This is a genomic window from Kushneria konosiri, assembly GCF_002155145.1.
In the GTDB taxonomy this organism is placed as follows: Bacteria; Pseudomonadota; Gammaproteobacteria; order Pseudomonadales; family Halomonadaceae; genus Kushneria; species Kushneria konosiri.
Map to the genome: position 1 here is coordinate 3,414,282 of NZ_CP021323.1, position 26,779 is coordinate 3,441,060.

At 61.0% G+C, this 26,779-nt stretch carries 23 protein-coding genes; 4 read left to right on the top strand and 19 right to left on the bottom strand.

Going from position 1 to position 26,779, the window contains the following annotated elements; translation table 11 throughout:
• Window positions 1-151: 151 nt before the first annotated feature.
• Complete coding sequence (locus B9G99_RS15850; protein WP_086623044.1) at window positions 152-2,065, top strand: potassium transporter Kup; 1,914 nt, start codon at window positions 152-154, stop codon at window positions 2,063-2,065.
• Window positions 2,066-2,141: 76 nt separating this feature from the next.
• Entirely contained in the window at window positions 2,142-3,053 is a 912-nt protein-coding gene (locus B9G99_RS15855; RefSeq protein ID WP_086623045.1) for a restriction endonuclease, read from the top strand.
• Between the two features lie 107 nt (window positions 3,054-3,160).
• Here B9G99_RS15855 and madM read toward each other — a convergent pair whose 3' ends face one another.
• The 4 genes from madM to B9G99_RS15875 all read right to left on the bottom strand — a co-directional run bounded on the left by madM (window position 3,161) and on the right by B9G99_RS15875 (window position 7,540).
• On the bottom strand, window positions 3,161-3,922 hold the full coding sequence (madM, locus tag B9G99_RS15860; protein ID WP_086623524.1) for a malonate transporter subunit MadM: 762 nt from the start codon (window positions 3,920-3,922) through the stop codon (window positions 3,161-3,163).
• Window positions 3,923-3,989: 67 nt separating this feature from the next.
• Complete coding sequence (madL, locus tag B9G99_RS15865; RefSeq protein ID WP_086623046.1) at window positions 3,990-4,400, bottom strand: malonate transporter subunit MadL; 411 nt, start codon at window positions 4,398-4,400, stop codon at window positions 3,990-3,992.
• Window positions 4,401-4,556: 156 nt separating this feature from the next.
• Window positions 4,557-6,095: a malonate--CoA ligase gene (locus B9G99_RS15870; RefSeq protein ID WP_086623047.1), complete on the bottom strand. Its 1,539-nt coding sequence runs from the start codon at window positions 6,093-6,095 to the stop codon at window positions 4,557-4,559.
• A gap of 95 nt (window positions 6,096-6,190) precedes the next feature.
• The gene (locus B9G99_RS15875) at window positions 6,191-7,540 is read right to left on the bottom strand and encodes a malonyl-CoA decarboxylase (protein WP_086623525.1); all 1,350 of its coding nucleotides are present in this window, start codon (window positions 7,538-7,540) and stop codon (window positions 6,191-6,193) included.
• Between the two features lie 168 nt (window positions 7,541-7,708).
• Here B9G99_RS15875 and B9G99_RS15880 point away from each other — a divergent pair, with 168 nt between their 5' ends.
• Window positions 7,709-8,407, top strand: coding sequence for a GntR family transcriptional regulator (locus B9G99_RS15880; protein ID WP_086623526.1), 699 nt, complete (start codon window positions 7,709-7,711; stop codon window positions 8,405-8,407).
• 16 nt (window positions 8,408-8,423) lie between these two features.
• Here B9G99_RS15880 and B9G99_RS15885 read toward each other — a convergent pair whose 3' ends face one another.
• The 9 genes from B9G99_RS15885 to B9G99_RS15925 form a co-directional block, all read right to left on the bottom strand.
• Entirely contained in the window at window positions 8,424-9,143 is a 720-nt protein-coding gene (locus tag B9G99_RS15885; RefSeq protein WP_227875849.1) for a FadR/GntR family transcriptional regulator, read from the bottom strand.
• Between the two features lie 325 nt (window positions 9,144-9,468).
• Window positions 9,469-11,046 carry an aldehyde dehydrogenase (NADP(+)) gene (locus B9G99_RS15890; protein ID WP_086623049.1) on the bottom strand — a complete coding sequence of 526 codons (1,578 nt, stop codon included), beginning with the start codon at window positions 11,044-11,046 and terminating at the stop codon, window positions 9,469-9,471.
• Between the two features lie 37 nt (window positions 11,047-11,083).
• Entirely contained in the window at window positions 11,084-12,412 is a 1,329-nt protein-coding gene (locus B9G99_RS15895; protein ID WP_169712229.1) for an enolase C-terminal domain-like protein, read from the bottom strand.
• A gap of 12 nt (window positions 12,413-12,424) precedes the next feature.
• Window positions 12,425-13,915, bottom strand: coding sequence for a tripartite tricarboxylate transporter permease (locus B9G99_RS15900; protein ID WP_086623050.1), 1,491 nt, complete (start codon window positions 13,913-13,915; stop codon window positions 12,425-12,427).
• A 1-nt stretch (window position 13,916) separates the two neighbouring features.
• On the bottom strand, window positions 13,917-14,435 hold the full coding sequence (locus B9G99_RS15905; RefSeq protein ID WP_086623051.1) for a tripartite tricarboxylate transporter TctB family protein: 519 nt from the start codon (window positions 14,433-14,435) through the stop codon (window positions 13,917-13,919).
• 20 nt (window positions 14,436-14,455) lie between these two features.
• Window positions 14,456-15,400 (bottom strand): Bug family tripartite tricarboxylate transporter substrate binding protein, encoded by a 945-nt coding sequence (locus B9G99_RS15910; protein WP_148663970.1) that lies wholly within the window; start codon window positions 15,398-15,400, stop codon window positions 14,456-14,458.
• Between the two features lie 63 nt (window positions 15,401-15,463).
• Entirely contained in the window at window positions 15,464-16,375 is a 912-nt protein-coding gene (gene kdgD, locus B9G99_RS15915) for a 5-dehydro-4-deoxyglucarate dehydratase (RefSeq protein WP_086623053.1), read from the bottom strand.
• Window positions 16,376-16,494: 119 nt separating this feature from the next.
• On the bottom strand, window positions 16,495-17,619 hold the full coding sequence (locus B9G99_RS15920) for an L-talarate/galactarate dehydratase (RefSeq protein ID WP_086623054.1): 1,125 nt from the start codon (window positions 17,617-17,619) through the stop codon (window positions 16,495-16,497).
• Window positions 17,620-17,768: 149 nt separating this feature from the next.
• A complete protein-coding gene (locus tag B9G99_RS15925) occupies window positions 17,769-18,872 on the bottom strand; it encodes a LacI family DNA-binding transcriptional regulator (protein WP_086623055.1) in 1,104 nt (367 codons plus the stop codon).
• Between the two features lie 259 nt (window positions 18,873-19,131).
• Here B9G99_RS15925 and B9G99_RS15930 point away from each other — a divergent pair, with 259 nt between their 5' ends.
• Entirely contained in the window at window positions 19,132-20,085 is a 954-nt protein-coding gene (locus B9G99_RS15930) for a tripartite tricarboxylate transporter substrate binding protein (RefSeq protein WP_158521528.1), read from the top strand.
• Between the two features lie 43 nt (window positions 20,086-20,128).
• Here the strand turns inward: B9G99_RS15930 and yiaK are convergent, their stop codons facing one another.
• The 6 genes from yiaK to B9G99_RS15965 form a co-directional block, all read right to left on the bottom strand.
• The gene (gene yiaK / locus B9G99_RS15935) at window positions 20,129-21,151 is read right to left on the bottom strand and encodes a 3-dehydro-L-gulonate 2-dehydrogenase (RefSeq protein WP_086623057.1); all 1,023 of its coding nucleotides are present in this window, start codon (window positions 21,149-21,151) and stop codon (window positions 20,129-20,131) included.
• Window positions 21,132-22,664, bottom strand: coding sequence for a tripartite tricarboxylate transporter permease (locus B9G99_RS15940; RefSeq protein ID WP_086623058.1), 1,533 nt, complete (start codon window positions 22,662-22,664; stop codon window positions 21,132-21,134). The genes yiaK and B9G99_RS15940 overlap by 20 nt, the downstream gene beginning before the upstream one ends.
• Before the next feature lie 34 nt (window positions 22,665-22,698).
• Window positions 22,699-23,196, bottom strand: a complete 498-nt coding sequence (locus B9G99_RS15945) for a tripartite tricarboxylate transporter TctB family protein (protein WP_158521529.1) — start codon at window positions 23,194-23,196, stop codon at window positions 22,699-22,701.
• 95 nt (window positions 23,197-23,291) lie between these two features.
• Complete coding sequence (locus B9G99_RS15950) at window positions 23,292-24,239, bottom strand: tripartite tricarboxylate transporter substrate binding protein (protein WP_086623060.1); 948 nt, start codon at window positions 24,237-24,239, stop codon at window positions 23,292-23,294.
• 29 nt (window positions 24,240-24,268) lie between these two features.
• Window positions 24,269-25,612, bottom strand: coding sequence for an enolase C-terminal domain-like protein (locus B9G99_RS15955; protein WP_086623061.1), 1,344 nt, complete (start codon window positions 25,610-25,612; stop codon window positions 24,269-24,271).
• Window positions 25,613-25,952: 340 nt separating this feature from the next.
• Window positions 25,953-26,750: an NAD-dependent epimerase/dehydratase family protein gene (locus tag B9G99_RS15965; RefSeq protein WP_086623063.1), complete on the bottom strand. Its 798-nt coding sequence runs from the start codon at window positions 26,748-26,750 to the stop codon at window positions 25,953-25,955.
• Window positions 26,751-26,779 lie beyond the last annotated feature (29 nt).

Consider the following 26,779-nt stretch of genomic DNA (forward strand, 5'->3'; position numbering starts at 1 on the left):
GTGGCCGACGTAAAAGTTTCGTAAAAACCGCGCCAATGGCGTTGTGGCCAATAGCGCGCAATTTCAATATGACGTTGGTCGTGCCGAACATCCTGTTCGGTACGTGCTTTTTTCTGCAATCACGCGCTATGGCGCCATACGGGCACTCTCCATGACTTCTGCCATCTCCGGTCACACGGCAACCTCTCCCCACAAGGCGTCCATGACGACGCTGACCATTGCCGCCGTTGGCGTGGTGTATGGGGACATCGGCACGAGTCCGTTGTATACCCTCAAGGAGATCTTTACCGGCGGCTATGGCCTGAAGGCCGACGACAGCGGCGTGCTGGGCATTCTGTCGCTGATTTTCTGGTCGCTGATCTGGGTGGTCACGCTCAAGTACGTGCTGGTGGTACTGCGCGCCGATAACCAGGGGGAAGGCGGGGTGATGGCCCTAACGGCACTGGCCCGGCGCGGGGTGACACATCGACATCTGCAACTGGCGCTGGTGATGCTCGGGCTGGCAGGCGCCGCGCTTCTCTACGGCGACAGCATGATTACACCGGCCATTTCGGTGCTCTCGGCCGTCGAGGGGATCGAAGTGGCCTATCCACCCATCGCCCACTGGGTGGTGCCGGTGGCGCTGGGCATTCTGATCGCGCTGTTCGTGATTCAACAACGCGGCACCGCCACGGTCGGCAAGCTGTTCGGCCCGCTGACGCTTTTATGGTTCGCCTCGCTGGCCGCCCTTGGCCTTTATGGCATTGCTCAGGCGCCGCAGGTGCTGGCCGCAGTCAATCCCATGCATGCCATCGATGTCTTTCGCAGCAACCCGGGCATCGGCATCATCATTTTCTCCTCGGTGGTGCTGGCAATTACCGGGGCAGAGGCGCTCTACGCCGATCTTGGCCACTTTGGCCGAAAGCCCATCGCCCGCGCCTGGGTCTGGATTGTCCTGCCGGCACTGGTGCTGAACTACTTTGGCCAGGGGGCGCTGCTACTGATCCGCCCCGAGGCGATCAACAACCCGTTTTATCTGCTGGCGCCGGACTGGGCGCTCTGGCCGATGGTGATTCTGGCGACCATCGCCACCATCATCGCGTCTCAGGCGGTGATTACCGGGGCCTACTCGATGACCTATCAGGCCATCCAGTTCGGCTTCATTCCGCGCATGCGCGTGTTTCATACCTCAAGCGCCGAGCGCGGTCAGATCTATATTCCAACGGTGAACTGGCTGCTGATGGCTGGCGTGGTGGCGCTGGTGCTGGGCTTTAAAAGCTCGACCCATCTGGCAGCCGCCTACGGCATTGCCGTGACTGGTACCATGCTGATCACCTCGCTGTTGCTCTCGGTGGTGATCATTCGGGTATGGCGCTGGCCGCTGTGGGCCGCCCTGCCCCTGCTGGCCGGGTTTGTGCTGGTCGATACGCTCTATTTCAGCGCCAACCTGGCCAAGCTCTTTCACGGCGGCGCCTTCCCGGTGCTGGCCGGCATCGTGCTCTTTACCCTGATGAGCACCTGGTGGCGCGGGCGCGCGCTGCTTGAAAAACGCGTCGGCACGGACCTGCCACTGGAGGCGCTGATTCACAGTCTGCGCCGTCAGCCGCCCCACCGGGTCAGCGGGACGGCCGTGTTTCTTTCCGGACGTCGTGAGGTGCTGCCCAGGGCGCTGTTGCACAACCTGATGCACAACCAGGTGCTGCATGAGCGCGTGATTGTCGTCACGGTCGAAAGCAGTGATCGCCCCTGGCTTGAAGCCTCCGAGCGAGTCCATATGGAAGCGTTCGAGGATGGTTTCCACCGCGCCGTGATCCACTTTGGCTATATGGAAACCAATGACGTCCCTGCCGCCCTGCAGGCCTTCAGCCAGCTACAGGCCACAGGCGATGCGCCCTTCCCGTTCGAGCCGATGAAGACCACCTGGTTTCTGACCCGGGAAACCCTGGTCAGCTCGCCGCATGTGGGCATGGCGCGCTGGCGCGAACGGCTCTTCTCCTTCATGCTGAAAAGCGCGCACAGCAACATGCAGTTTTTCCACCTGCCGTCCAATCGTGTGGTAGAGCTGGGCAGCCAGGTGGAGGTATAGGACAATAGCGTCATCGGCCGGAAGACCAACCCGGCCGATGCCATTTCTGACTGGAAGGAACCGCACGCCCCATCCCATGCCGATTCCCGATTTTCACGCCCTGATGTATCCGCTTTTACAGCTTGCCGATCACGGCGAGCCGCTGCGTCTGCGCGACAGCTACGCGCCACTGGCCGATGCCTTTGCATTGAGTCCGCAGGAGCGCCACCAGCTCAGCCCCAGCGGCCAGCAGTATCTGTTCAATAATCGCGTGACCTGGGCGGCCAGCTATCTGCGCAAGGCGGGACTGCTGGAATCGTGCGGACGCGGGCTGGTGGCCATTACGCCACAGGGCTATATCACCCTGCGCGAAGTGCGCCATATCGACATGGCCTATCTGATGGGCTTTGAGTCGTTTCGCGAGTTTCGCCGGCGCACCGGCAGCAGCGCGCCCCGCCCTCGCAGTCTGGAAATGTCGGAGAGTTTCGAGGAGGTTCCGGACTGTCTGACCCCGCTGGAAAGCATGGAAGTCTCGTGGCGCGCCATTCGCGCCGATCTCGAATTCGACCTGATCGAGCGGATGCAGCAGATTCACCCGGCGCGCTTTGAACAGCTGGTCATCGATGTGCTGATGACCATGGGCTATGGCTGCGGGGAATCGGCCGGGCAAAGCGGCGATGGCGGCATTGATGGCATTATCAACGAGGATCCGCTGGGCCTTGAGACCATCTATCTGCAGGCCAAGCGCTGGGTCAATCCGGTGGGCCGGCCGGACATTCAGAAGTTTTCCGGGGCGCTTTCCGGCAAGCGGGCCCGCAAGGGCGTGTTCATCACGACCTCGCAGTTTACCCGCGAGGCACAGGAATACGTGACCGCTCTCGAAACCCGTATCATCCTGATCGACGGCCCGCAGCTGGCGCGGCTGATGATCGACCACAACGTCGGTGTCTCCACCGTGGACCGTTTTGAAATCAAGCGACTGGACAGCGACTATTTTCTCGAGGAATGACGTGTTCGCTTGAAGCGTGACGCACTTTCTTGAAGAACGACGTGTTTGAAGCACCATCGCCGCTGCCCTCTCGGGTCAGCGGCGATAATGTCTCAAGCACACGTTGTCTAGAAAAACAGCCGCACGCCCAGAAACAGCACCGTCGGCGCCAGCAGAATGCCCAGACCGGTATAGAAGGTGGCCGTCATCGCCCCGTAGGGCACCAGCCGTGCATCGGTGGCGGCAAGCCCTGCTGCCACGCCGCTGGTGGTACCGATCAGCCCGCCAAAGATCATCGCCGAGCGCGGGTTATCCAGCCCGATCATGCGCGCCACCATGGGCGTGGCAATCATGGTCAGAATCGACTTCACAAGCCCTGCAGCAATCGAGAGCGCCACGACCTCGGAGCTGGCGCCCAGCGTTGCCCCGGTGACCGGCCCGACGATATAGGTGACCGCGCCGGCAGCAATGGTGGTGATGTCCACCGCGCTGGTGTAGCCAAAGCCCACGGCCACCACGGCGCCAGCCAGAAAGGACACCAGCACCCCGGCAAAGAGCGCAATCAGCCCGCGCACGCCGGCCTTTTTGATTTCACTAAAGCGTACCCCATAGGCGGTGGCGATGATCGCGAGATCACGCAGCATCCCACCGCCCATCAGGCCCAGCCCGGTAAACATCGACACATCCGCCAGCCCGTGGCTGCCGCCGGTGTAGACCCCGCCAAAATAGGCCAGCGCCAGCCCGATCAAAATGGCAATCGCCGAGCCGTGCAGCCGATTAGCGGTGAGACGTCGGCTCATCCAGTGCGAGACGAACATGGTCAGGCCGATCACGGCAAAGGCCGCGATCAGGTGGTACTTGTCCAGCAGTGACATGATGGAATCGTTCATGAAGCTCTCCGAAAGCCACAGCGCGACGCCGTACAACGGCCATCAGCGGTGCGGTGACAAGACATGATCAGTGCGTGCGTCCCTGTGCCGGAGCAACCGGTCGGGCATCCAGAGGGGTGGCGTCTTCAACGCGCTTGCCGGTCAAAAGCGGCACCATCGCAAGCCCCAGCACCACCGCCAGGGTCCCGGCCAGAATCGCCACCATGCCGCCACTGAAGGCAGCCGCCACGTTCTGACTGGCCGCCATGGCCACCACGATCGGGATATACATCGCGTTCCAGAAGTTGATGCCACTTTCGGTGCTTTCCGGCAGATGATCGTGCGACTTCAGATAACCGGTCACGAAAATCAGCAGCAGCATGGCGATCCCCACGCCGCCCAGGTTGGCATTAATACCCAGCAGCTGCCCCAGCACATCTCCAATGATCAGACCGACCAGCATGCAGCCGGCCAGCAGTGCCACGCCATAAATCACCATGATCCATCTCCTTGTACTTGTGCTTTTGTCTGTGTTCGCTGAATCAGGCCGCGCCTCGCCCAGAGGAGGCAATAAACGCGGCCGAAAACGACATCATGGATATTGTTGTTGTCATTTCTCCTGCCTTGATCCTTTCTGCCTTGATGATCCGCAGGGCTAGTGCTGAGCGCTCACCAAAGCCTGATAGGTATCGGCATAGCGCTCGCGCAGCACGTTCTTTTGCACCTTGCCCATCACGTTGCGCGGCAGCGCATCGATGAAGAACACCCGACCGGGCTGCTTGTAGCGGGCCAGCTTGTCCTTGAGGGCCGCCAGTACCTGATCCTCATCAAGCTGAGCCCCTTCCCGCAGGACTACCGCAGCCGTGACGCCTTCCCCCAGATCCGGATGCGTCACGCCAATGACGGCGGACTCGGAGACCTCGGGCAGCTCGTCGATCCACTGCTCGATCTCTTTGGGGTAGACGTTGTAGCCGCCGGAGATCACCAGATCCTTGTCGCGCCCGACGATATTGAGATAGCCCTTGTCATCGATCAGCCCCAGATCACCGGTGATGAAAAAACCGTCATCACGAAACTCTTCGCGGGTCTTTTCCGGCATGCGCCAGTAGCCCTTGAACACGTTCGGACCGCGCACCTCGACCAGCCCGGTTTCCCCATCGGGCAGCGGCTTGCCGGTATCACGGTCGGTGATGCGCACCTCACTGCCGGGCAGCGCCATGCCGACCGTTCCGGGCCGGCGCTCGCCGTCATAGGGGTTGGAGGTGTTCATGTTGGTTTCGGTCATGCCGTAGCGTTCTAAAATGGCGTGACCGGTACGCTCATGAAACTCGCGATGCGTGTCGGCCAGCAGTGGCGCCGAGCCCGAAATGAAAAGCCGCATGTTGGCGGTACGTTCACGGTCCAGCCGAGGGCTTGCCAACAGTCGCGTATAGAAGGTGGGCACGCCCATCAGTACCGTCGCACGCGGCATCAGATCCAGCAGTTGCTCGATGTCCAGTTTCGGCAACAGCGTCATCGACGCCCCTACGGTCAGCGTGACGTTGCAGGCCACAAACAGGCCGTGGGTATGAAAGATCGGCAGTGCATGGAGCAGGTGATCGGCATCAGAGAACTGCCAGGTCTCGACCAGCGCCTGACTGTTGGCCGCCAGATTGCCGTGGGTCAGCATGGCGCCCTTGGAGCGGCCGGTGGTCCCGGAGGTATACAGAATCGAGGCCAGATCATCCCGGCCCACCTCAGCAATCTGCGTGTCTTCAAGGGCTGCATCGGCCCTCTCCATCAGGCTGCCCTCGCTTTCAACGCCCAGACTCTCGACGTGGGCCACACCGCAGCGGCCGGCAAGCTGTTGTGCCTGAGCCAGATCATTCGGTCGACAGATATAGACCCGCGGCTCGGCATCGGTCAGGAAATATTCGATCTCGGCCTCGGTGTAGGCCGTATTGAGCGGCAGCCACGCCGCGCCGACCTGCAGTGCCGCCAGATACAGCATCAACGCCTGCGGGCTCTTGTCGACCTGAACCACCACACGATCGCCCGGCGTCACACCCAGCGAGCGCAGGACGCTCGCCAGTCGACGCGAACAGGCCAGTACATCGGCGTAGCGGTATTGACCTCCCTGTGGGGTATCAATCAGCACCTTGTCGGGCTGGCGCTCGAAATGGGGGTAAAACTGCAGATAAAGGTTATGGTTCATGACAACTCCTGCCTGTAGATCCCTTGCCCCTGCCCTGCAGGGGCCAACTGTTATGGTCGTCTTGTCGTGGTCGTCGTATCGGTACGGGCTCGGACTCAGGCGTTATCGCGTGAGACGAGCCGCTTGCGCCCGATCCTGGCCTGACGACGAATATCGCTGGCGCAGACCACGGTGCCCTCTCGGCTGAAGGCCTCATGGTTCTGTTCGATGCGATCCAGCTCGTAGAGATAATTGACCATCAGACCGTGCGCCTGCTGGCACCCTTTCTCGGATGTGTCGCCCGGCCAGTTGATGCGATGCAGGCTGGCGCCGTTGCCCAGATGAAAGCGCGCGACCGGGTCCAGCGGCTGCCCTCGTGCGTTGCGTGCTTCCAGCAGATAATGCGCGGCCAGCCCCCGCAGCTCCGGCGCCAGACGCTGACGCTCGGCCTTGTCGTTGAGCCAGCTGCCGCGATCAAGTGCCGTGCAGACCTCATCATCTTCAGGAAGCTCGCCCTCCTTGCGCTGGCGGTCCACCCAGCCGGCAAAGCCTGGCACCGGCGAAAGGGTGACAAAGTTGACCAGCCCCGGCAGATCACGCTTGAGCTCCTGCACCACCTGCTTGATCAGGAAGTTGCCAAACGAGATGCCCTTGAGACCGCTCTGGCAGTTACTGATGCTGTAAAACGCGGCCGTATCGGCCTCGCCCGGGGCCACTTCCTCACCGCCGCTCAAAATGGTCTGAATGTTGTCGGGAATCCCCTTGCAAAGGGCCACCTCAACGAAGATCAGCGGCTCATCGCCGGTGGCCGGGTGGAAGAAGGCATAGCAGCGACGATCGCCCGGATCGAGCCGTCGACGCAGGTCCGACCAGTCCTGAATGGCGTGTACGGCTTCATAGCGAATGATCTTTTCAAGCACCGCTGCCGGTGTATTCCAGCCGATGCTTTCCAGCATCAAAAAGCCGCGGTTGAACCAGGACGCAAACAGATGGGCAAAGTCATCATCGAGCGGGGCGAGTTCGGGGTTGGTTTTCATGTAACGCAGCAGATCGGCGCGCATCGACACCAGCTCATAGGTGCCCCCCGGGCAGAGATTGAGCCGGCGCAGCAGGTGCTGGCGACGCGGCTCGCACGCGGCAAAAAGCTTTTGAAGATTGGCGTTGTCCTCGCGCTCGCTCCAGTCCTGGTATGCCTTGTGAATATCGTTGCTGTCAGCGGCGTAGTGCTCGGCGAGCATTTCAAAAAAGGCCAGACGGTCGGCATCCTCCAGGCTGCGATAGCGCGTCAACGCCTGCTGGGCAATCAGGATCTGAGAGGCTTCGCCACCACGCTGCATAAGCGTTTCGCAGCTTGAGGCCAGCTGCGACAGACTCGCCCTTTTGTCATTATCGTCACCGCCAGTGCTACGAAACCGCTCCCGGGTGCGGCGCTCGATGTTCGATAGCAGCTCCTGGAGAAAATTCATGTTGACGTTCATGGCAGCCCTCATCGGTCACTTGAACGGGCATCCCGACACCCGAAGATGAATATTGCTTGTCATCAACAGGAAAGTTACTTTTCATATACATGTCACCGCCCTGTTGTATACAACAATCTGTATACCACCATCCGCGCCGCGACCGAGGGTGTCAATATGGGAGAAAGTCTATTGAATGAAAGTCCAGGAAGGCGTGTTCCTCAGGCGCAGCGACTTCGTGATCTGCTCGAGGACGCCATTGTGGAAGGCCACTATGCGCCGGGAGATCGCCTCGACCCTGAAGCGCTGGCGCGTCAGTATGAGTGCTCGCGCACGCCTATCCGCGAGGCACTGACCCAGCTGGCCGCCTCCGGCATGGTGAAGGTGGCCCCCAAGCGTGGCACCTTCGTGGCGCGGCTGAGTGTGACCGAACTGGTAGAACGCTTTGAAGTGATGGCAGAACTTGAAGGCATGTGCGGGCGACTGGCCGCGCGGCGCATGAACGCCGCGATGCTCTCGGCGCTGCAGGCAGCACAGGCGGCGTGTCGCCAGTGCATGCTGGAGGGCGACGTCAACGGTTACTACTACGAAAACGGCGAGTTTCACCGTCTGATTTATGAGGGCAGCCGCAACGCCTTTCTGGCCCAGGAAGCCAGACGTCTGCATGCCATGCTCAAACCCTATCGACGCCTGCAGCTGCATGCCAGACAACGACTGGAAAGTTCATGGTGCGAACATGAACGCATTGTGGCAGCCCTGATGGCCGGCGACGCCGACACCGCTCAGCACGAGCTGAGAGCGCACGTGCTTTTGCAGGGCGAGCGCTTCAACGATCTGGTCGCCTCGATGCAGCATCTGGGAGAACCACAGACCTGACGGCCGGTCAGGTCCTTTATCGGTAGTCGCTGTAGGTCTGTCTGGCGCGCGAGAAGTGCTGTCTGACCGCCTGCTCGGCTCGTTCGGGATCGCGTGACAAGACGGCGTCCAGAATCGCCTGATGCTCTCCTGCGACCATTTCAAGATAGCGTCGCGCCGCCTCAACGTTCAGTTCGTGGTCCACCAGGCGTGCGCGTGGAATCGCCTCCTGACTCAGCGGTTCGTAAAAGGCCATGAAGAAGGGATTGTGGGTGGCCTCGATCAGGGCATGATGAAACTGATAATCCTCGTGGCGCGCCTGCCTGCCCTGCTTTACCGCCTCCATGAACGCGGCGTGGGCGCTTTCAAGACGCTGAACATCGTCATCATCATGGCGCTCGGCCGCCAGTGCCGCCGCCCGGGGCTCAAGCGTCAGACGAAGCTCCAGCACATGCAGGATATCTTCAACCGTGTGCGCACTGATGCGTCGGGCCGGCGACGGGGCCGCCTGAGACGTCTGGATCACACGCGTGCCGATCCCTCGTCTCGTTTCAATCAGCCCCAGAGAGCGCAGATGAGCGATCGCCTCACGCACAGCGGTGCGACTGACGCCGAACATGTCGCACAGCGCGCTCTCCGTGGGCAGCTTGTCACCCACCGCGATCTGTCCGTTGGCGATCGAGGCTTCCAGCTGCCTGGCAATCTGTGCCGATAGACTGCCCTGCTGGGTAATGCGTTCAAGTTTAAGCGTCTTCATATTGACCATTCATTACCCTGTCGTGGCGCGTATTGATTATTTCGGCATGACGTCTGACGAAATAATCAAGCGAGATGCGTTTGGACATGTGCCGATGCCCCGGCCCGGTGCATGCCCCATGATAATGGATTGCTTCAACTTACAATATCCTGCAGCCGATGGAGGGACTCGCGTAAGCGACATCTCCAAGGTCATACATCGTACAATGACTATAAGCCCTTTTACCGGGCCCTGCCTTTTGCCTTTGGCCTATTGAGAACATGTAAAGGGGCCTGTCTTTCGACAGGCCCCATGGTTTACCCCGAACGTTTGACCGCCGAAATGATCAGCCTTCGCGCCTGCCATCCACCAGTCGATCAAGGCCCAGGGGATTGGCCTCACGCAGCGCTTCCGGCAGCAGGGCATCCGGCAGGCTCTGATAGCAGACCGGGCGCAAAAAGCGCTTGATCGCCGCCGTGCCGACCGAGGTGGTACGACCATCGGAAGTGGCCGGGAACGGGCCGCCATGCACCATGGCGTCACAGACCTCGACACCGGTCGGCCAGCCGTTGACCAGAATACGACCGGCCTTGCGCTCAAGAATGGGCACCAGTGCACGAGCGCTTTCAAGGTCGGCGTCATCCATCTGCAGGGTCGCGGTCAATTGCCCTTCCAGATGCTCGGCGACGGCTTTCAACTCATCGCTGTCCACGCATTCAACGATCAGTGACGTGGCCCCGAAGACTTCATCCTGAAGCTCGGTGTCGGCCAGAAACGTCTGCGCCGAGGTGGCGTACAGCCCGGCCTGACACGCATTCATGCCTTCGCCGACCGGACCGCGGCCCAGCTCTGTAATTCCATTATGGCCGGACAGACGCTCAACGCCTTCCTGATAGGCCTCGCTGATACCGGGGGTGAGCATGGTCTGGGCGTTGGCATCGGCCAGTGCTTCGGTCGCGGCCTGCTTGAAGGTCTCAAGCGCCTCGCCCTTGATGGCGATGACCAGCCCCGGGTTGGTGCAGAACTGACCCGCGCCCATGTTCAGCGACCCCACAAACGCCTTGCCCATGTCGCGACCGCGCGCCTTGAGCGCCTCCGGCAGCGGGAACACCGGGTTGATGCTGCTCATCTCGGCGTAGAAGGGAATGGGCTCGTCCCGTGACTGGGCCACCTTCCAGAGCGCCATGCCGCCATTGCGCGAACCGGTGAAACCAGCCGCCTTGATACGCTTGTCGGCGACCAGGGCTGTTCCCACGTCACGCCCGGAGCCGTACAGCAGGGAGAAAACGCCTTCCGGCAGCCCACAGCGCGAGACCGCCTTTTGAATGGCGCGTCCGACCAGCTCGGACGTGCCCGGATGGGCACCGTGGGCCTTGACGATGACCGGGCAGCCGGCGGCCAGTGCAGAGGCCGTGTCGCCACCGGCGACCGAGAAGGCCAGCGGGAAGTTGCTGGCGCCGAAGACCACGACCGGGCCCAGCCCGATGTGACGCTGGCGCAGATCGGCACGCGGCATCGGCTGACGATCCGGCATGGCCGGGTCAACGCGCACGTCCAGCCACTCCCCGTCACGTACAACGCGAGCAAAGAGTCTCAGCTGACCACAGGTACGCCCGCGCTCGCCCTGAATACGTGCCTGCGGCAGGCCGGTTTCGGCCACCGCACGCTCGATGAGCGCATCACCGATGGATTCGATCTCCTCGGCTATGGTCTCCAGAAACACGGCGCGGTCTTCAAGCGAGGTCTCGCGGTATGGATCAAAGGCCTGCCAGGCCAGCGCACAGGCCTGTTCGACTTCATTGCTGCTACCACCGCTGTACGCCGGTTCCAGCGTTTCACCGGTTGCCGGGTTGATGGCCTGAACCGGTTCGCGTGTGCCCTTGATGGCGTGCTGTCCGATAAGAAGTTCGCCTGTCAGTTGCATCTTTGTCTCCTGAGGATTGCGTTGCGTATTGCCGGGTTCAGCGCACCAGCGCGGGGCGCTTGGGATCGAAGCTCCAGCCGTCGATCAGATACTGCATGGCGGTGGCATCGTTGCGCGCCCGAACATCGAGCGAGCGATAAAGTGCGTGCGCCTCATCCAGCTTGCCCTGGTCCAGCGTCACACCGAGTCCGGGGGTTTTCGGCACGGCAAGCTTGCCGTCGCGAATCTCGAACGGCGCCTCGGTCAGACGCTGGCCGTCCTGCCAGATCCAGTGGGTATCGATGGCCGTGATTTCCCCCGGGCAGGCCGCGGCCACGTGCGTCATCATGGCCAGCGAAATATCAAAGTGATTGTTGGAGTGTGAGCCCCATGTCATGCCCCACTCGTCACAGAGCTCGCCAACCATGACCGCGCCCTGCATGGTCCAGAAATGACAGTCCGCCAGCGGGATGTCGACCGAGTTCATTTGCGCGGCGTACTGCAGCTGCTTGAAATCGGTGGCAATCATGTTGGTGGCCGTGCGAAGACCGGTACGGCGCTTGAACTCCGCCATGGTTTCGCGGCCTGACCAGCTGCCCTCCTGACCACAGGGGTCCTCGGCGTAGCTCAGAATGTCGCGGATCGGCTCCAGCACCCGAACGGCCTCGTCAAGCGACCAGGCCCCGTTGGGGTCCAGCGTCAGCCGCGCCTCGGGGAAAATTTCGTGCATGGCGCGAATGCAATCGGCTTCCTGCTCACCGGGGAGCACACCGCCCTTGAGCTTGAAGTCGCGGAAACCGTAGCGCTCGTGCGCGGCACGGGCCAGTTCTGCCACGGCATCCGGCGTCAGCGCCTCCTGACAGCGTAGCCGCTCCCAGTCATCACGCGGATTCTCCGCCTTCGGATAGGGAAGATCGGTCTTTTGGGGATCGCCCAGCAAAAACAGATAGCCCAGTGCTTCAACCTCATCGCGCTGGCGCCCCATGCGGCCCAGCAGATCAGCGACCGGCATCTCGACGGCCTGACCGTAAAGATCCAGCAGTGCCGATTCGATGGCGGTCAGCACATGCACCGCCACGCGCAGATCAAAGGTCTGGCGGCCGCGTTCTTCGGGTCCCCCCTGTGCCAACAGCTTTCTGGCATTGTTGAGCGTACCCTTCCAGGCATTGAGCCGGGTGCCTTCCACCAGCGAACGGCATTTCTCGAGCCCCTTGAGAATGCCTTCGCTGGAGGGAATTTCGCCGACGCCCCTGTTGCCGTCACTGTCTTCAAGTATCAGGACACAGCGTACGAACCAGGGCGCGTGACCGCCGCTTAGATTGAGCAGGAAGCTGTCATGACCGGCGACCGGCACAATGGTCATGCGTGTAATGGTGGGCAGTGACATACCAGAGGTCTCCTATGAATGGGCCGCCGTCTGGCGACGGTTCTGCCACAGGGTGAAGAACAAAAAGGCCGCCGAGACCAGCAGAAACACCAGGCTGATCGGACGCGTGACCAGCACACTCCAGTCGCCACTGGACAGCAGCAGTGCCCGGCGAATATTGGACTCGGCGATCGGCCCCAGAATCAGCCCCAGAATTACCGGCGCCGTCCCGAAGTCATAACGGTTGAGGAAATAGCCCAGCACCCCGAAGCCCAGCATCAGATAGACATTGAAGATGTCGGCATCGACGGCATACACCCCGATCACGCAGAACATCAAAATCAATGCCATCAAGAGCTTGCGTGGCACCTGCAGTACCTTGACGAATATCTGAATGCCGAACCACTGGATCAGCAGCATGAAGATGTTGGCGACAAAAAAGGCAATGAAGATGCCGTAGATGATCGAGCCGTTATCGGTAAACAGGGTCGGCCCCGGGCTGATGCCCTGGATCATCAGACCGCCCATCAGCACCGCGGTCGCAGCCTCGCCCGGAATGCCCAGCGTCAGCATCGGGATCAGCGCCCCACCGACCAGTGCATTGTTGGAAGATTCAGAAGCAATGATCCCTTCAGGATGGCCGGTGCCGAACTTTTCCGGCGTTTTGGACATCTTCTTGGCCTGATCGTAGGACAGAAACGAGCCGATACTGCCACCAGCACCTGGAATGGCGCCCACGATCGTGCCAATCACCGAGCTTGAGGCCAGCACCTTCCAGTAGCGCAGGGTTTCCAGCCAGCGCGGGGAAGCATGATCCATCTCGTTTTTGCTGTGCTCGGTGCGTTCAGGACCGAAATAATCGACCACATCCTTGAGTACCTGAGAGACGGCAAACAGCCCGATCAGCGCCGGCAGCAGGTTAACGCCGGTCAAAAGCGACAGATTGTTGAAGGTATAGCGCTGAACACCGGCCACCGGATCCGTTCCGATTGTGGCAATCAGCAACCCGATCAAACCGGCCACCAGCCCCTTGATCAGCGACTTGCTGGAAACAGAGGCGATGATCACCAGGCCAAAGACGCTCAACGCAAAGTATTCGGCAGGCCCAAAGCGCAGTGCAAAGTCGGCAATGGGCGGTGCCAGCAGGCTCAGTACCACGGCGCTGAAAATACCGCCGATGAACGAGGACACGATACAGATGCCCAGCGCTCGACCCGCCTCGCCACGGCGTGCCATGGGAAAGGCATCCAGCGTCGTGGCCACCGAGGATGGCGTACCGGGAATGTTCAAAAGCGTGGCCGAGACCGAGCCACCGGCAATGGCCCCGCACAGGGTGCCCAGCAGCATGCCCATGCCCATGACCGGCGGCATGCCGAATGTCAGCGGCAGCAGCAGCGCAATGGCCATCGCCGCCGTCAGCCCGGGCAGCGCGCCCATGATCAGACCCAGCAGCGTCCCGCCGCCGATGACCAGCAGCACGTGCCATTGAAAGACCAGTCCGAGTGCCTCCAGATAATCTCCCATGTCATACCCCCATCATGCCGATGGTGGGCAGCACGATTTCAAACCCCACCGAGAAGATCAAAAAGATGGCGACCGAAACCACCGCCGAGAACAGGGCCAGCATCAGCACGCGGCCTGCGGCGATACTGTCGCCGGGCTGACGGGACAGCACGCTGACCATCGCCACACACAAAAAGAGAAACAGTGCCGTGGAAATGACATATCCCAGCGGCTCGAGCAGCAGTGCGTAGAGCACCAGTAACAGCGCCACGCCCCCCCAGGCCACCACGGGGACCCAGGCAGAGACCCTGGCCGCGTCATCACGTGTCTCGCGGGCCAGCAGCGTGCCGGCAATCAGACCGCGAATCAGCGAAATCAAAAGCAGAATCGCAATGGCGGACGAGATGGCCCGAGGGAAAAATGCGGGGGAGAGACTCCCCCCCGCAGCATTGGCCGGCAGGTGCCAGGCCTGCTGAAGAAACCAGCCCGCCAGCGCCAGCAGCACCAGATGAAACAGTGCATCACTGCGTGTTTTGACCATCTTCAATGCCTCCTGCCGCTTTACTGGCGGATCGCTTTGGCTTCTTCGATCAGGGGTTTGGAGGTTTTTTCAACGAACTGATCCAGCTCCTCGCCATACAGCGGGCTGATGTCCGAGCCCATGCTGCGGGCGGCCTTCTGGAACTGCGGATCCTCAACGGCCTGCTTGACGGCCTCGACCCACTTCGCTTCGATGGCCGGATCAAGCCCTTTCGGAGCGGCAATGCCACGCCACTGGGAAAGCTCAAAGTCGTACCCGGACTCTTCCATGGTGGGCGTGTCCGGCAGTGCGCCGCTGCGCTCTTCGCCGGTGGTCACGATCGCGGTCAGGCGATCGCCATTGACGGCCGAGATGACTTCCGAAGGATTGAGTACCACGCCATCGATATGGCCACCCATTGCGGCGGACACGGCGGCAGAACCGCTGTCAAACGGAATGACCTCGATATTGAGCCCCAGCGCCTCACCCAGCATCAGCGAGACGATATGCGTGGAGGAGCCCACACCGGAGGCACCGATGCGCAGCGGCTTGCCGCTGGCCTTGAGGTCACTGCTCAGACTGTCCAGATCCTGCCAGGCATCGTTTTTGCGCACGGCCATCACATAGGGCTCGACCAGCACGCGTGCGATGTAATCAAAATCGTCTTTCGTAAAGGCCACATTGCCCAGACCTTCCAGTGTGAAGGTCGCATTGGTCGGAATGGTCACGGTGTAACCATCGGGTTTGGAGGCCACCGCTCTTGAGAAGCCGACCGCCCCGCCGCCACCTGACAGGTTGCGCACCACGATGGTCGCGCCGAGGGCCTTCTCGAGAGAGGGCTGAAGCGCACGCACCACGTTATCGGCACCGCCACCGGCCGACCACGGCACGATGAACTCGATGTTTTTGGAAGGGTAATCGGCGGCCATGGCCATGCTGCTGGCCAGTATCGTGGCGGCCCCGAATGCACTCAGTAAGATTTTCATGTTGTCGATCTCCCCGTCCGTCGACACAGGCGCTGACCTGCGCGCAAGGACATTCCTGAATGGTTAACGTACACGCTCGATCAGCATCTTGAGCTGTTCGACTTCCTCGGCACTGGGCATGGTCAGCGGAGCACGCACGTTGCCCGCCGGATAGCCCACCTGAGCAGCCCCGGCCTTCACCAGACTGACCGCATAACCACGACACTTGTCGCGCATGGCAATGAAGGGAATGAAAAAGTCATTCGTCAGACGCGCCACGGTCTCGTGGTCACCGGCACGCAGCGACTTGTAGAAATGCACCGCCATCTCGGGCACAAAATTGAACACCGCCGAGGAGTAGGTATTCACGCCGATGGAGAGATAGGCCTCGGCAAAGATCTCGGCGGTCGGTACCCCACCGATGTAGATCAGGCGATCACCGACCGTCTTGATGATGGTGTTGAGCGACTGGATATCGCCGCGCCCATCCTTGAGACCGATCAGGTTGGGGCAGCGATCGGCCAGTGCCTTCACGGCCGGCGCTTCCAGCGCACCGTTGGCCCGGTTGTAATAGATGACGTTGATGCTGGTGGATTCACAGATTTCGGCGGCGTACTCGACGATACCTTCCTGGGAGCACTCGGTCAGATAGGGCGGCATCAGAAGGATGCCATCGGCACCGGCGGCTTCAGCAGCGGCGGCGTGAGCCTTGGCCATGGTGATGCTCTGGCCGGCACTGGCGATGACGGGCACACGACCCGCGGTCTCTTCCACGGCGACCTTCACGACTTTTGCGAACTCCTCAAGGCCCAGATTGAAGAATTCGCCCGTACCGCCGGCCACAAACAGCGTGGAGATTTCATACTCGAGCAACCAGGCAATCCGCTTGCGATAGCTCTCGGCATCGAATTGACCGGCGCTGTCAAAGTCCGTCACCGGGAAGGAAAGCAGGCCATCGCCTGCAGCACGTGCAACGTCAGCTCGTGAAAACGTCATGATGGGTCCTCTGGATTGGCCTGCCCCGCCGCGGGGTGGAGCGTTGGCAGTCACTTTGTCATACATCATACTTTTAAAGCCATTATACGAAGGGCATAGACAGCCCTTCGATCAACTTGTCAGGCGCTAAAGGTCTGATGATTGACCGTCCACTGTCGCGCCTGCTCGGTCAGGGTGATACCCAGCCCCGGGCGGTCCGGTACGATCATGCGGCCATCGCGGGTTTCAAGCGTCTCGTTGAATAGCGGTGCCAGCCAGTCGAAATGCTCGACCCACGGCTCGGTAGGATAGGCCGCGGCCAGATGCAGATGAATTTCCATGGCAAAGTGCGGCGCCAGCTGCAGGCCGGCCCGAGACGCCATCGTGGCCAGCTTCAGAAACTGGGTAATCCCGCCAATGCGCGGCGCATCGGGCTGAATGATATCGGCACTGCTGTGCTCGATGAGTGTCATGTGCTCGGCGACGCTTGAGAGCATTTCACCGGTCGCGATCGGTGTATCAAGCGCGGCGGCAAGCGCGGCGTGACCTTCGGCGTCGTGGGCATCCAGGGGCTCCTCGATCCAGACCAGTTCGTATTTTTCCATCGCACGGCCAAAGCGCAGGGCGCTGGCGCGGTCCCACTGCTGGTTGGCGTCCACCATGAGCGGCACATTGTCACCGATATGGGCACGGACGGCGGCTACGCGCTCAAGATCGATACGCATGTCGGGCTGACCGACCTTGATCTTGATACCGGCGATCCCGCTTTCCAGCGAGTGCGTGGCGTTTTTGAGCACCTCCTCGATCGGCGTATGCAAAAAGCCGCCGGAGGTGTTGTAGCACTGCACCGAATCACGATGGGCCCCGATCAGCTTGGCCAGCGGCAGACCGGCACGTTTGGCCTTGAGATCCCACAGGCCGATATCGACGGCTGCTATCGCCTGGGTCGACACCCCGCCCCGCCCGACCGATGCGCCGGCCCAGACCAGCTTTTGCCACAGCCTGTCAATGTCGTTGGGGTCTTCACCGATGATGGCCGGTGCAATTTCGCAGGCGTGGGCATACTGGGCATACCCCCCGGCGCGCTTGGAGTAGCTGAAACCGATGCCGGTGTGTCCATCGCGTGTGGTGATCTCGGCAAACAAAAAAGAGACTTCGGTCATCGGCTTTTGCCGACCGGTCAGCACCTTGGCATCACTGATGGGCGTGGCCAGCGGCAGCAGAACATGGGAGAAGGTAATCGAGGAGATGGCATCAAAGGGCATGGGGACTCCGAAGGCACGTGGACCAGTCCAGAACGATGGTCCATCGATGTTAGCGCTATCATTGCGCGTTATATCAGGTCACGTGTCAACCAGCACCAAAGTCCAGGGTCGAAAGGTGCCGTTACGGCAAAAGACACCCTTGGGTTATCTCAATTTGTCTGGCGTCCTGTGGCGAGCGTGGTCTGGCGCGCCATGATTTCAAAGCCCACATCAAGCACGTCGCGCACCGGCGCAGGGCTGGGAGCGTTGAAACGCCCGAGCAGATGCTCGGCGGTCAGTCGCCCGATTTCGGCCCCGTCAATTCGTACCGTGCTCAGTGCCGGCCAGGTGGCGGCGGCAAAGCTCATGTCGCCAAAGCCCATCACGGCCAGGGTTTCCGGGATGGCCATGCCACGGCTTTGTGCCTCGGCCATGACCCCCATGGCCAGGGTGTCCGAACCGCAGACAATCGCTTCGCAATCGGGCATCTCTTCAAGCAGTGACGCTGCTGCGGCGCGGCCGCCTGCAAGGCTTGCCGGGAGGTCTGCCCAGCAGGTCGTGACCTGTATCCCGGCATCAGGACGCCCCTCCTGCGCTTTTTGAATGCGCTCGTTGAAGCCATCGGCACGCTGATGAGAGCGTGGATCATCGGCCATGGCCTGCCCGAAGCGTCGATAGCCGCAGCCCAGCAGATAGTCGGCCACTGCCGCCCCGACCGCGTGATGGGAAAAGCCGATCAGCATATCGAGCGGGTCATCACTCATGTCCCAGATTTCGACCACCGGAATGCGCGCCGCATTGAGGCGGGCTCGCGTTGTCTCCGAGTGACGGGTACCGGCCACGACCACCGCATCCGGCCGTCGACTCAGTACGGTGTCGACCACTGCAGCCTCCTCCTGCATCTGATAGCCGGTCAGTCCCAGCAGGACCTGATAGCCCTCAAGCGCCAGCGTGTCGGTAATTGACTGCACCACATCGGCAAACAGCGAATGCGCCACGGTTGGCACCAGTACCGCTACCATTTTGCTGCGACTCGAAGCCAGCGCCCCGGCCACACGATTGGGCACATAGCCGGTCTCGATCACGGCGCGCTGGACCCGCTCTCGGGTGCGCTCGCTGACCAGCTCCGGCTGATTGAGCGCACGCGAAACGGTCATGGCCGCCACGCCGGCTGCCGCCGCGACATCGCTCAAACGCACGGCCCCGGTCGCCCGTGGATTGTCCCGTCCGTGATGACCGGGCCGTTCAGAGCGGGAATCAGAGGAACGTCCCATGCAGTTCTCCAGCAAAACCTCAAAATGACAGCGAAGGCCATGGTACAGGCAAGCCCCTGATCCCGATAATAACGCCTCTTCTGCAATGACGTGGCCTGTATCGCGCTTTTCTATCGCGAAGCTTTTTGTGCAACGATGGTCGCAATGATAGCGCTAACAAAATCTGCGTAAGATGGTTCGAGCTGTTTCACGACCACCGCGGACAAGGATGACACCGTCCTGCGGTCGTCATGTCTTTACCCAAGGGGAACTGTCGCACATGAAAAAGGCACTATCCGTACTGGTCATGACCACTGCCCTGCCGGCAGCAGTGCTTGCAGCCGACTACCCGACCAAAAACATGGACATGATCATACCGGCCTCCCCCGGCGGCGCGGCGGATACCCTGATGCGAGCGCTTCAGCCCGGCCTCGAATCCGCCCTCGATCGCACCATCGTCGTGCGTAACATGGGCGCCGGTGGCGGCGCACTGGCACTGACCCGTACAGTCACCGCCAAACCCGACGGCTATACCCTGACACTGGCCAACAATCAGAACTTTACGCTGGAAGGTCTCGGCAATGTCGGTTTCAAGTATCAGGATTTTGACTATCTGGCCCGCATTACCGAAGAGCCCTATCTGCTGGTCAGCAATAAAAACGATCGGTGGCAGGATGCCGACACGCTGGTGGCTGATCTGAAAAAAAGCGGCAAACCGCTGCAGGTCGGCACATCAGGCGTCGGGTCTTCCACCTACGTGGTCGCCTCGACACTGGGCAGTCAGCTTGGCATTCCGGTTCAGGTCATCCCCTTTGATGGCGGTTCACCGGCCATCTCGGCACTGATGGGCAGCCATGTCGATGCGGTGGTGGTGAACCCCTCGGAGGTGCTCTCCCAGATTCGTGGCGACCGCCTGCAGGCCGTGCTTTCCACCGGCAGCGAGCGCAGTGACCTGCTGCCGGAGGTCAAGACCATGAAAGAGCAGGGTTATGATCTGGCCGTTAGCCAGTGGCGCGGGATCGCAACGCCTGCCGGCGTCAGTGATGAGGTGGAAAAGGCGTGGGTCGAGGCGGTCAAAAAGGCCATCGAGGCACCGGAGTTCAAACGCTTTGCCGAGAGCACCGGGGTTGAGGTCAAACCGCTGTTTGGCGATGAGCTTGATAGCTACGTCAATGACATGGCCGACGTCATGATCCCCGCGTCACGTGAAGTGGCCAAAAACAACCGTCAATAACCCGGGACAAATCGCCGTCCTGCCGGGCGGCGCTGATACGTTGCTAGCGTAGCGACACCCGGCCGGCCAGACGCTGCACCTCCTGCCAGATGTCCGGGTTGACCTCGATCTCGGTGACATAGTGACGACGATGAAACGTCGAAGCGCCGGGCCAGCGCACTGCCCTGCCGGACTCATCCGGCGTGGCCTGCGATAGATGGGTTGTCATGTCATCGACCATCCTTCGACAGGCGTCAATGCCACCAAGCTGCTCGGGATCAAACACCATGAATATCTGTGAACTGCCGGTGCCGCTACCGCGCTCGACCCTGTCGATCTCGTGAGTCGATCGCCCCTGAGACAACAGCGCTGCCATGGCATCGAGCAGGATGGCCAGTCCCGAGCCCTTCCAGTAACCGGTCGGCAGAATACGGCGAGTGGCCTGAATGACACCGGGATCGCACGTCAGCGCCCCCTGCTCGTCGAATCCGCCTGCCACCGGCAATGAAGCGCCCTGCGCCTTCAAGACACCCAGACGGCCGTAGGAGAACTGTGACATGGCCATATCCAGCACCAGCGGTGATGTCTCTCCTGGAACGGCCATGACCAGCGGATTGTTGCCGATGCTTTCGCTGCTGGCGCCCCAGGCCGGCATGCAGGATTCCGTATTGGTCCACATGATGGCCGCCATGCCCTGCTCCACGGCATGCCAGCCATAGGTGCCGCCGCGCATCCAGTGGGTGGTATTGCGCACGGCCACCAGCCCCATGCCATGTTCTCGCGCCAGGGCAATGGCCCGCTCGGTGGCCCGCATGGCATGACGCACGCCCAGCCCCTGATGGCCGTCATACACTTCCAGCGCTCCCAGCTTTTGTACCTGCTCAAACGCCCCGTTCGGGTCGACCCAGCCGCGCGCGAGATAATCCACCAACCGCGGAATGCGATCCAGGCCGTGGGAATTCACCCCGTCACGGGTGCTCTCGGCGTGGATACGCGCACACGCCAGGGCGTCTTCCGGGGCAAGGCCGGCGCCAAGTAGCGCCTGCTCGATCACGTCCTGCAAAAGCTCAATGGTGACGCTGGTCATCCTGTCCCTCTTTTGATGATGTCGCCGTAGCATGGCTGGCGCGGTAGTTTTGCCACAGCGTCAGCGCCAGTAGCCCTGTTGCGATAATCAAAAAGGTCAGACTGATGGGCCGGGTGAAAAACGGCGTCCAGTCGCCCTCGAAGGCCTGTAGCCCGCGACGCAGATTGGACTCCGCGATCGGCCCCAGAATCAGCCCCAGAATGACCGGTGCTGTGCCAAATCCATAACGGTTGAGGAAATAGCCGAAGATGCCGAACCCGAGCATCAGATAGAGGTTGAACACATCGCCATCGACGCCGTAAACCCCGATAAAGCAGAGCACCAGAATGGAGGCCAGCAGCTGTTTGCGCGGCACCATCAGCACGCGAATGAACATCCTGATGCCCAGACACATGATCAGCAGCATGAAGATATTGGCGACGAGATAGGCCAGAAAGATGCCATAAACGATGCCGCTCTGGTCATCGAAAAGCATCGGGCCGGGGGTCACGCCCTGAATCATCAGCCCTCCGAGCAGCACGGCCGTGGCAGCCTCACCCGGAATGCCCAGCGCCAGCGTTGGAATCAGGGCGCCGCCCAGCAGGGCATTGTTGGCGCTTTCCACCGAGACGATGCCCGGCGCATGACCGGTGCCGAATTTCTCGGGGTGTTTTGAAAAGCGGCGCGTCTGATCGTAGGCCACCAGTGACGCGATGCTGCCGCCGGCACCGGGCACGGGACCAACGACCGAGCCCGAGAGAATACCGGCCAGCAGCGCCCGCCAGTGACGCAGGGTTTCCACAAATCGCGGCCGCGCGACATCGATGCGATGGGTGCTCTCCTTCAAACGCTGATGCGGGTCATATTCAAAGGCATCCTTGAGCACCTGGGAGACGGCAAACAGCCCGATCAGGGCGGGCAGCAGGTTGACGCCGGTCAGAAGCGACAACTCACCGAAGGTAAAACGATCCACTCCGGTAATGGGATCAGTGCCGATGATCGAGACGAAAAATCCGAGCAGCCCGGCGATCAATCCCTTGAGCAGCGACTTTCCGGCGACCGAGGCAATGATGACCAGACCGAACACGCTCAAAGAGAAGTATTCGGCGGCGCCAAAGCGCAACGCAAAATCGGCAATGGGCGGTGCCAGCAGGCTCAGGATCACCATGCTGGCGATGCCGCCCAGAAAGGAAGCCACGATGGCAAGCCCGAGTGCGCGCCCGGCCTCGCCCTTCTGCGCCATGGGAAAGCCATCAAAGGTGGTCGCCACCGAGGAAGGTGTGCCCGGGATATTGAGCAAAATGGCCGGAATCGAACCACTGGCACCGGCACCGCATAGTGCCCCCAGCATCATGCCGATGCCCATGACCGGTGGCATGCCAAAGGTCACCGGCAGCAGCAGCGCCACCGCCATGGCCGAGGTGAGTCCGGGCAGTGCGCCCATGATGATGCCCAGAAGCGTCCCGCCGGCAATCGCCAGCAGCGTGCCAAACTGCAGCACCATGCCCAGTCCATCGAGATAGCCGGAAATCATGAAACTCTCCTGAATGGCGTGTCGAGTGATCGCCTCAAGACGGCAGCGGAATCTCGAACAATTCGGTAAACACGTAAAAGATGACCACGGCCAGAACAACGGCAAAAACGCCGGCCCCGGCCAGACCCTTCGCTCGGCGAGCCGCTGTCAGCTCACGCCATGTGCCGCCGGCCAGCAGCAGCCCGACCACACAGCAGAAGGTAAAAATGGCCGTACTGACGATGTAGCCCAGCCGCTCAAACATGAGGATATAGATCAGCGAGAGCGCCACGATCAAAAACCACTGCACGATGCCGCGGGATGATCTCGCCGATTCGATGCCTGCGCCGGCGGCCTGCCATTCGCGAAAATCCTTGATCAGACACGGCACGGCAAATACAAACACCAGTACCGAAATCAGCTTTGGGAAAAACGCAGGCGACAGGTCACCGACGATCTCGATGTTGGGCAGCGTCGTGGAGACGGCAAACGCCGCCACCGAGGCGATGACCAGCAACAGATCGAACAGCGGCTTGCCAATGTCACGTTGCATGATTGAAAACATCCTCGCTGAAGACCCGGCCATCCATCCATGGCCGGATCAGGATGGCACGTCGCCGCCGTGCGGCGACGTGAACAGCCCGGGCGTCACTTTTTCGCCAGGTCGCCGGCTGCTTCACGCATGACCTCTGCCGAACGGTCGATGAAACTGTCGAGTTCATCACCATAAAGCGGCGCCAGCTGCGTGCCGAGGTTTTCAGCCGTTTGCTCATAGGAGCCATCGGCCACGATCTGCTTGATGGCCTCGACCCAGCGCTGCTCTGCCTCTTGCGGAATGCCCTTCGGGGCTGCAATGCCCCGCCAGACCGTCAGGGTCAGGTCATACCCCTCTTCCTGAAAGGTCGGGACATCAGGCAGTGCGTCACTACGTTCGGCATAGCTCATGGCCAGTGCTGTCAGACGCCCGGACTCCAGCGCCGAGCGCAGCTCGGCCCCGCCGAGCACCACGGCATCCACGTGATTGCCCATCGCAGCAGAGATGGTCTCCGAGCCGCCGGGATAGGGAATGATGTTGAAGTCTGCCCCGGTAATATTTTGCATCGCCACCGCCGCGATATGCGCCGAGGAACCGACGCCCGAGACACCGACCTTGAGCCGTTTGCCCTGCTTTGAGGCTTCGATGAGACTTTTGAGGTCCTTGTACTTGTCGTTATCGCCGACCGCGATCACATAAGGCTCTTCGATCACCTTGGCAATGAAGTCGAAGTCGTTATGGGTAAACGCCACATTCCCCATGGCCTCAAGCGTCAGCATGGCATTGCTCGCGGCCAGCAGGGTGTAGCCATCGGGTTTTGAAGCCGCCACCCGGGAGGTACCGACCGCCCCGCCACCGCCGGCAATATTGCGAATGACCAGATCCTGACCAAGCTGCTTTTCCAGCAGCGGCTGCAGGGCGCGCACGAAAGTATCGTTACCGCCCCCGGCAGAAAACGGCACCACCATATCAATGCTTTTGGTGGGGTAGTCTGCGGCCAGCACCGGAGCACCCATCGCCATCGCTGCGGTCATCGCAAAAGTACTCAGTAACCTTTTCATGATCCTGCTCCCTTTTTTCCAAACCGTTATCAACGCACCAGAGCTGGACGTTTCGGATCAAACGTCCAGCCATTGATCAGATACTGCATCGCCATGGCATCGTTACGCGCCCCGGCCGGCAGGGACTTGTAAAGCGCATTCGCCTTGTCGATGGCCTCCATGTCGAGCTCGATACCCAGGCCCGGCGCATCGGTCACCGCGACATGACCATCAATGATCTCGGGAGGCTCACGGGTCAGGCGGGCATCGCCTTCCTGCCAGATCCAGTGCGTGTCCAGCGCAGTCATCGACCCCACGGCAGCAGCCCCCACCTGAGCGAACATGGCCAGCGAAATATCGAAGTGATTATTGGAATGCGATCCCCAGGTCATGCCGTGGTCGGCACACAGCCGGGATACACGTACGGCGCCGGAGAGCGTCCAGAAATGCGGGTCGGCGAGCGGAATGTCCACGCTGCGAAGCATCAGGGCATGGGCCATTTCACGCCAGTTGGTCGCGACCATGTTGGTCGCCACCGGCAGTCCGGTGGCGTGACGGAATTCAGCGAGAATCTCGCGACCGGAGAAGCCCTCTTCGGCACCGCAGGGGTCCTCGGCATAGGCGAGCACGCCCCGCAGATCCTTGCACAGGCTGATCGCTTCCTGCAGGGACCAGGCACCGTTGGGATCGATGGTCGTACGCGCTTCGGGAAAGGCCTTCGACAGCGCCGTGACGGCCTCGATTTCCTGCTCCCCGGGCAATACGCCGCCCTTGAGCTTGAAATCGCGAAAGCCATAGCGGTCCTGTGCGGCCTGAGCCATTTCAACAATGCGCGCAGGCGTCATGGCGGCCCTGTCACGCTGTCGATACCACTCATGCGACTGGTCCGGTGTGGACTGTCGATAATCCAACGGTGTCTGCTCACCGTCGCCGACAAAAAAGAGATAGCCCAGCACTTCAACGCTATCGCGACGCTTGCCATCCCCCAGCAGCTCGGCCACCGGCACGCCCAGATGCTGGCCCATCAGATCCAGCAGCGCCGCTTCAAGGGCAGCGACTGCATTGACGCGCAGCTCGAAGGTCCAGGCCCCCCGGCCAAAGTCGCTGAAATCGGCGCGCTGACCGCTGGCCGAAAGCGTTGACACCATCGAGCGCAGCCGGCCCAGCGACTGGCCTTCCACCACCTGTCGGGCCTGCTCAAGCGAGCGCTGAATCGTCTCACCGCCGGGGGCTTCTCCGACGCCAACCCGGCCGGCGCTGTCTTCAAGAATCAAAATATTGCGCGTAAAAAACGCAGAGTGCGCGCCGCCCACATTGAGCAGCATGCTGTCACGTCCGGCCACGGGGATGACCCGCATGGACACAATGGTGGGTGTTTCGCTACGAGCTGCCATGACAATCCCTTGATGTATGAAGATCTCGCCGCATGTCAGCCCGTATCGCCAGGAGTCCTTCGTGACATCGTGGGCGCGTATACGGTCTGGACACCTGAGAGCAGCGTCACTTTCAAAAAGGCTGAATCAGTGGAGGTGGCAGTTAAAATGTCATACATCATACTTTTGATGCCACACGACCTTGGTTCATTGAACTTTGGCCAAACGGGGGGGGGTTATGACCCCATGCCAATATCGTCGACACCCTGACAGCCCGCCCAGGGCCCAATGAAAAAGCCTGCTCTTGCGAGCAGGCTGATCAGGGTAAAGAGCGGAGTTATGCTTTCAGACGGGGGCTGTCTCAGTCATCGGGATGACCAATACTGGCAAACTTGCCCCCCTGGTAGATGACTGCCGGGTCATCAGGGTCAGGATTCCCGGCTGCCGCTTCGGTTTCCGCCCGCCAGGGTTCGGAGCTGTCCTTCGGCACCCAGCCGAGAAATGAAGCATTGCGGTTGTCCCACCAGCGCTCGCTGTTGTTGGAAACGCCATAGATCACGGTACAGCCCAGCTTCGGTGCCACAAACGCTCGCTCCAACAGTGCCACGAAATCCTCCACACTCATCCAGGTGGCCATCATTCGGGTATCGGCCGGCTTTGGAAAGCAGGAGCCGATCCGTACATTCAACGTTTCAACGTTGAACTTGTGGTAGTAAAGGCTTGCAAGGTCTTCGCCAAAACACTTGGAGACCCCGTAAAGCGAGTCGGGGCGGTGTGGCGATTCGGTATCGAGATGTGTTGTACGTGGATAGTAGCCAATGGTGTGGTTGGAGCTGGCAAAGACGACCCGCGGGCACCCGTGATGTCTGGCGGCCTCATACAGATTGTAGGTCCCAATGATGTTGGCCTGCAGGATGCTCTGCCAGGGACTTTCCACCGAAATGCCCCCCAGATGAATGATGCCATCACAATCGCGCACCAGCTCGCTGACGGCCTCGCCATCAGACAGTTCGCAGCGCACGAGCTCTTCGTGATCGCCCTGCTGTTCCATCTCGACGATATCAGACAGACGTACCTGGCGCGCCAGGCGTGAAAGATATGGCCGCAGGGCCTGTCCTAGCCCGCCTGCAGCCCCGGTCACCAGAAGACGATTCAGCACGGTATTCTCCTTTGAACGCATTAGTACAA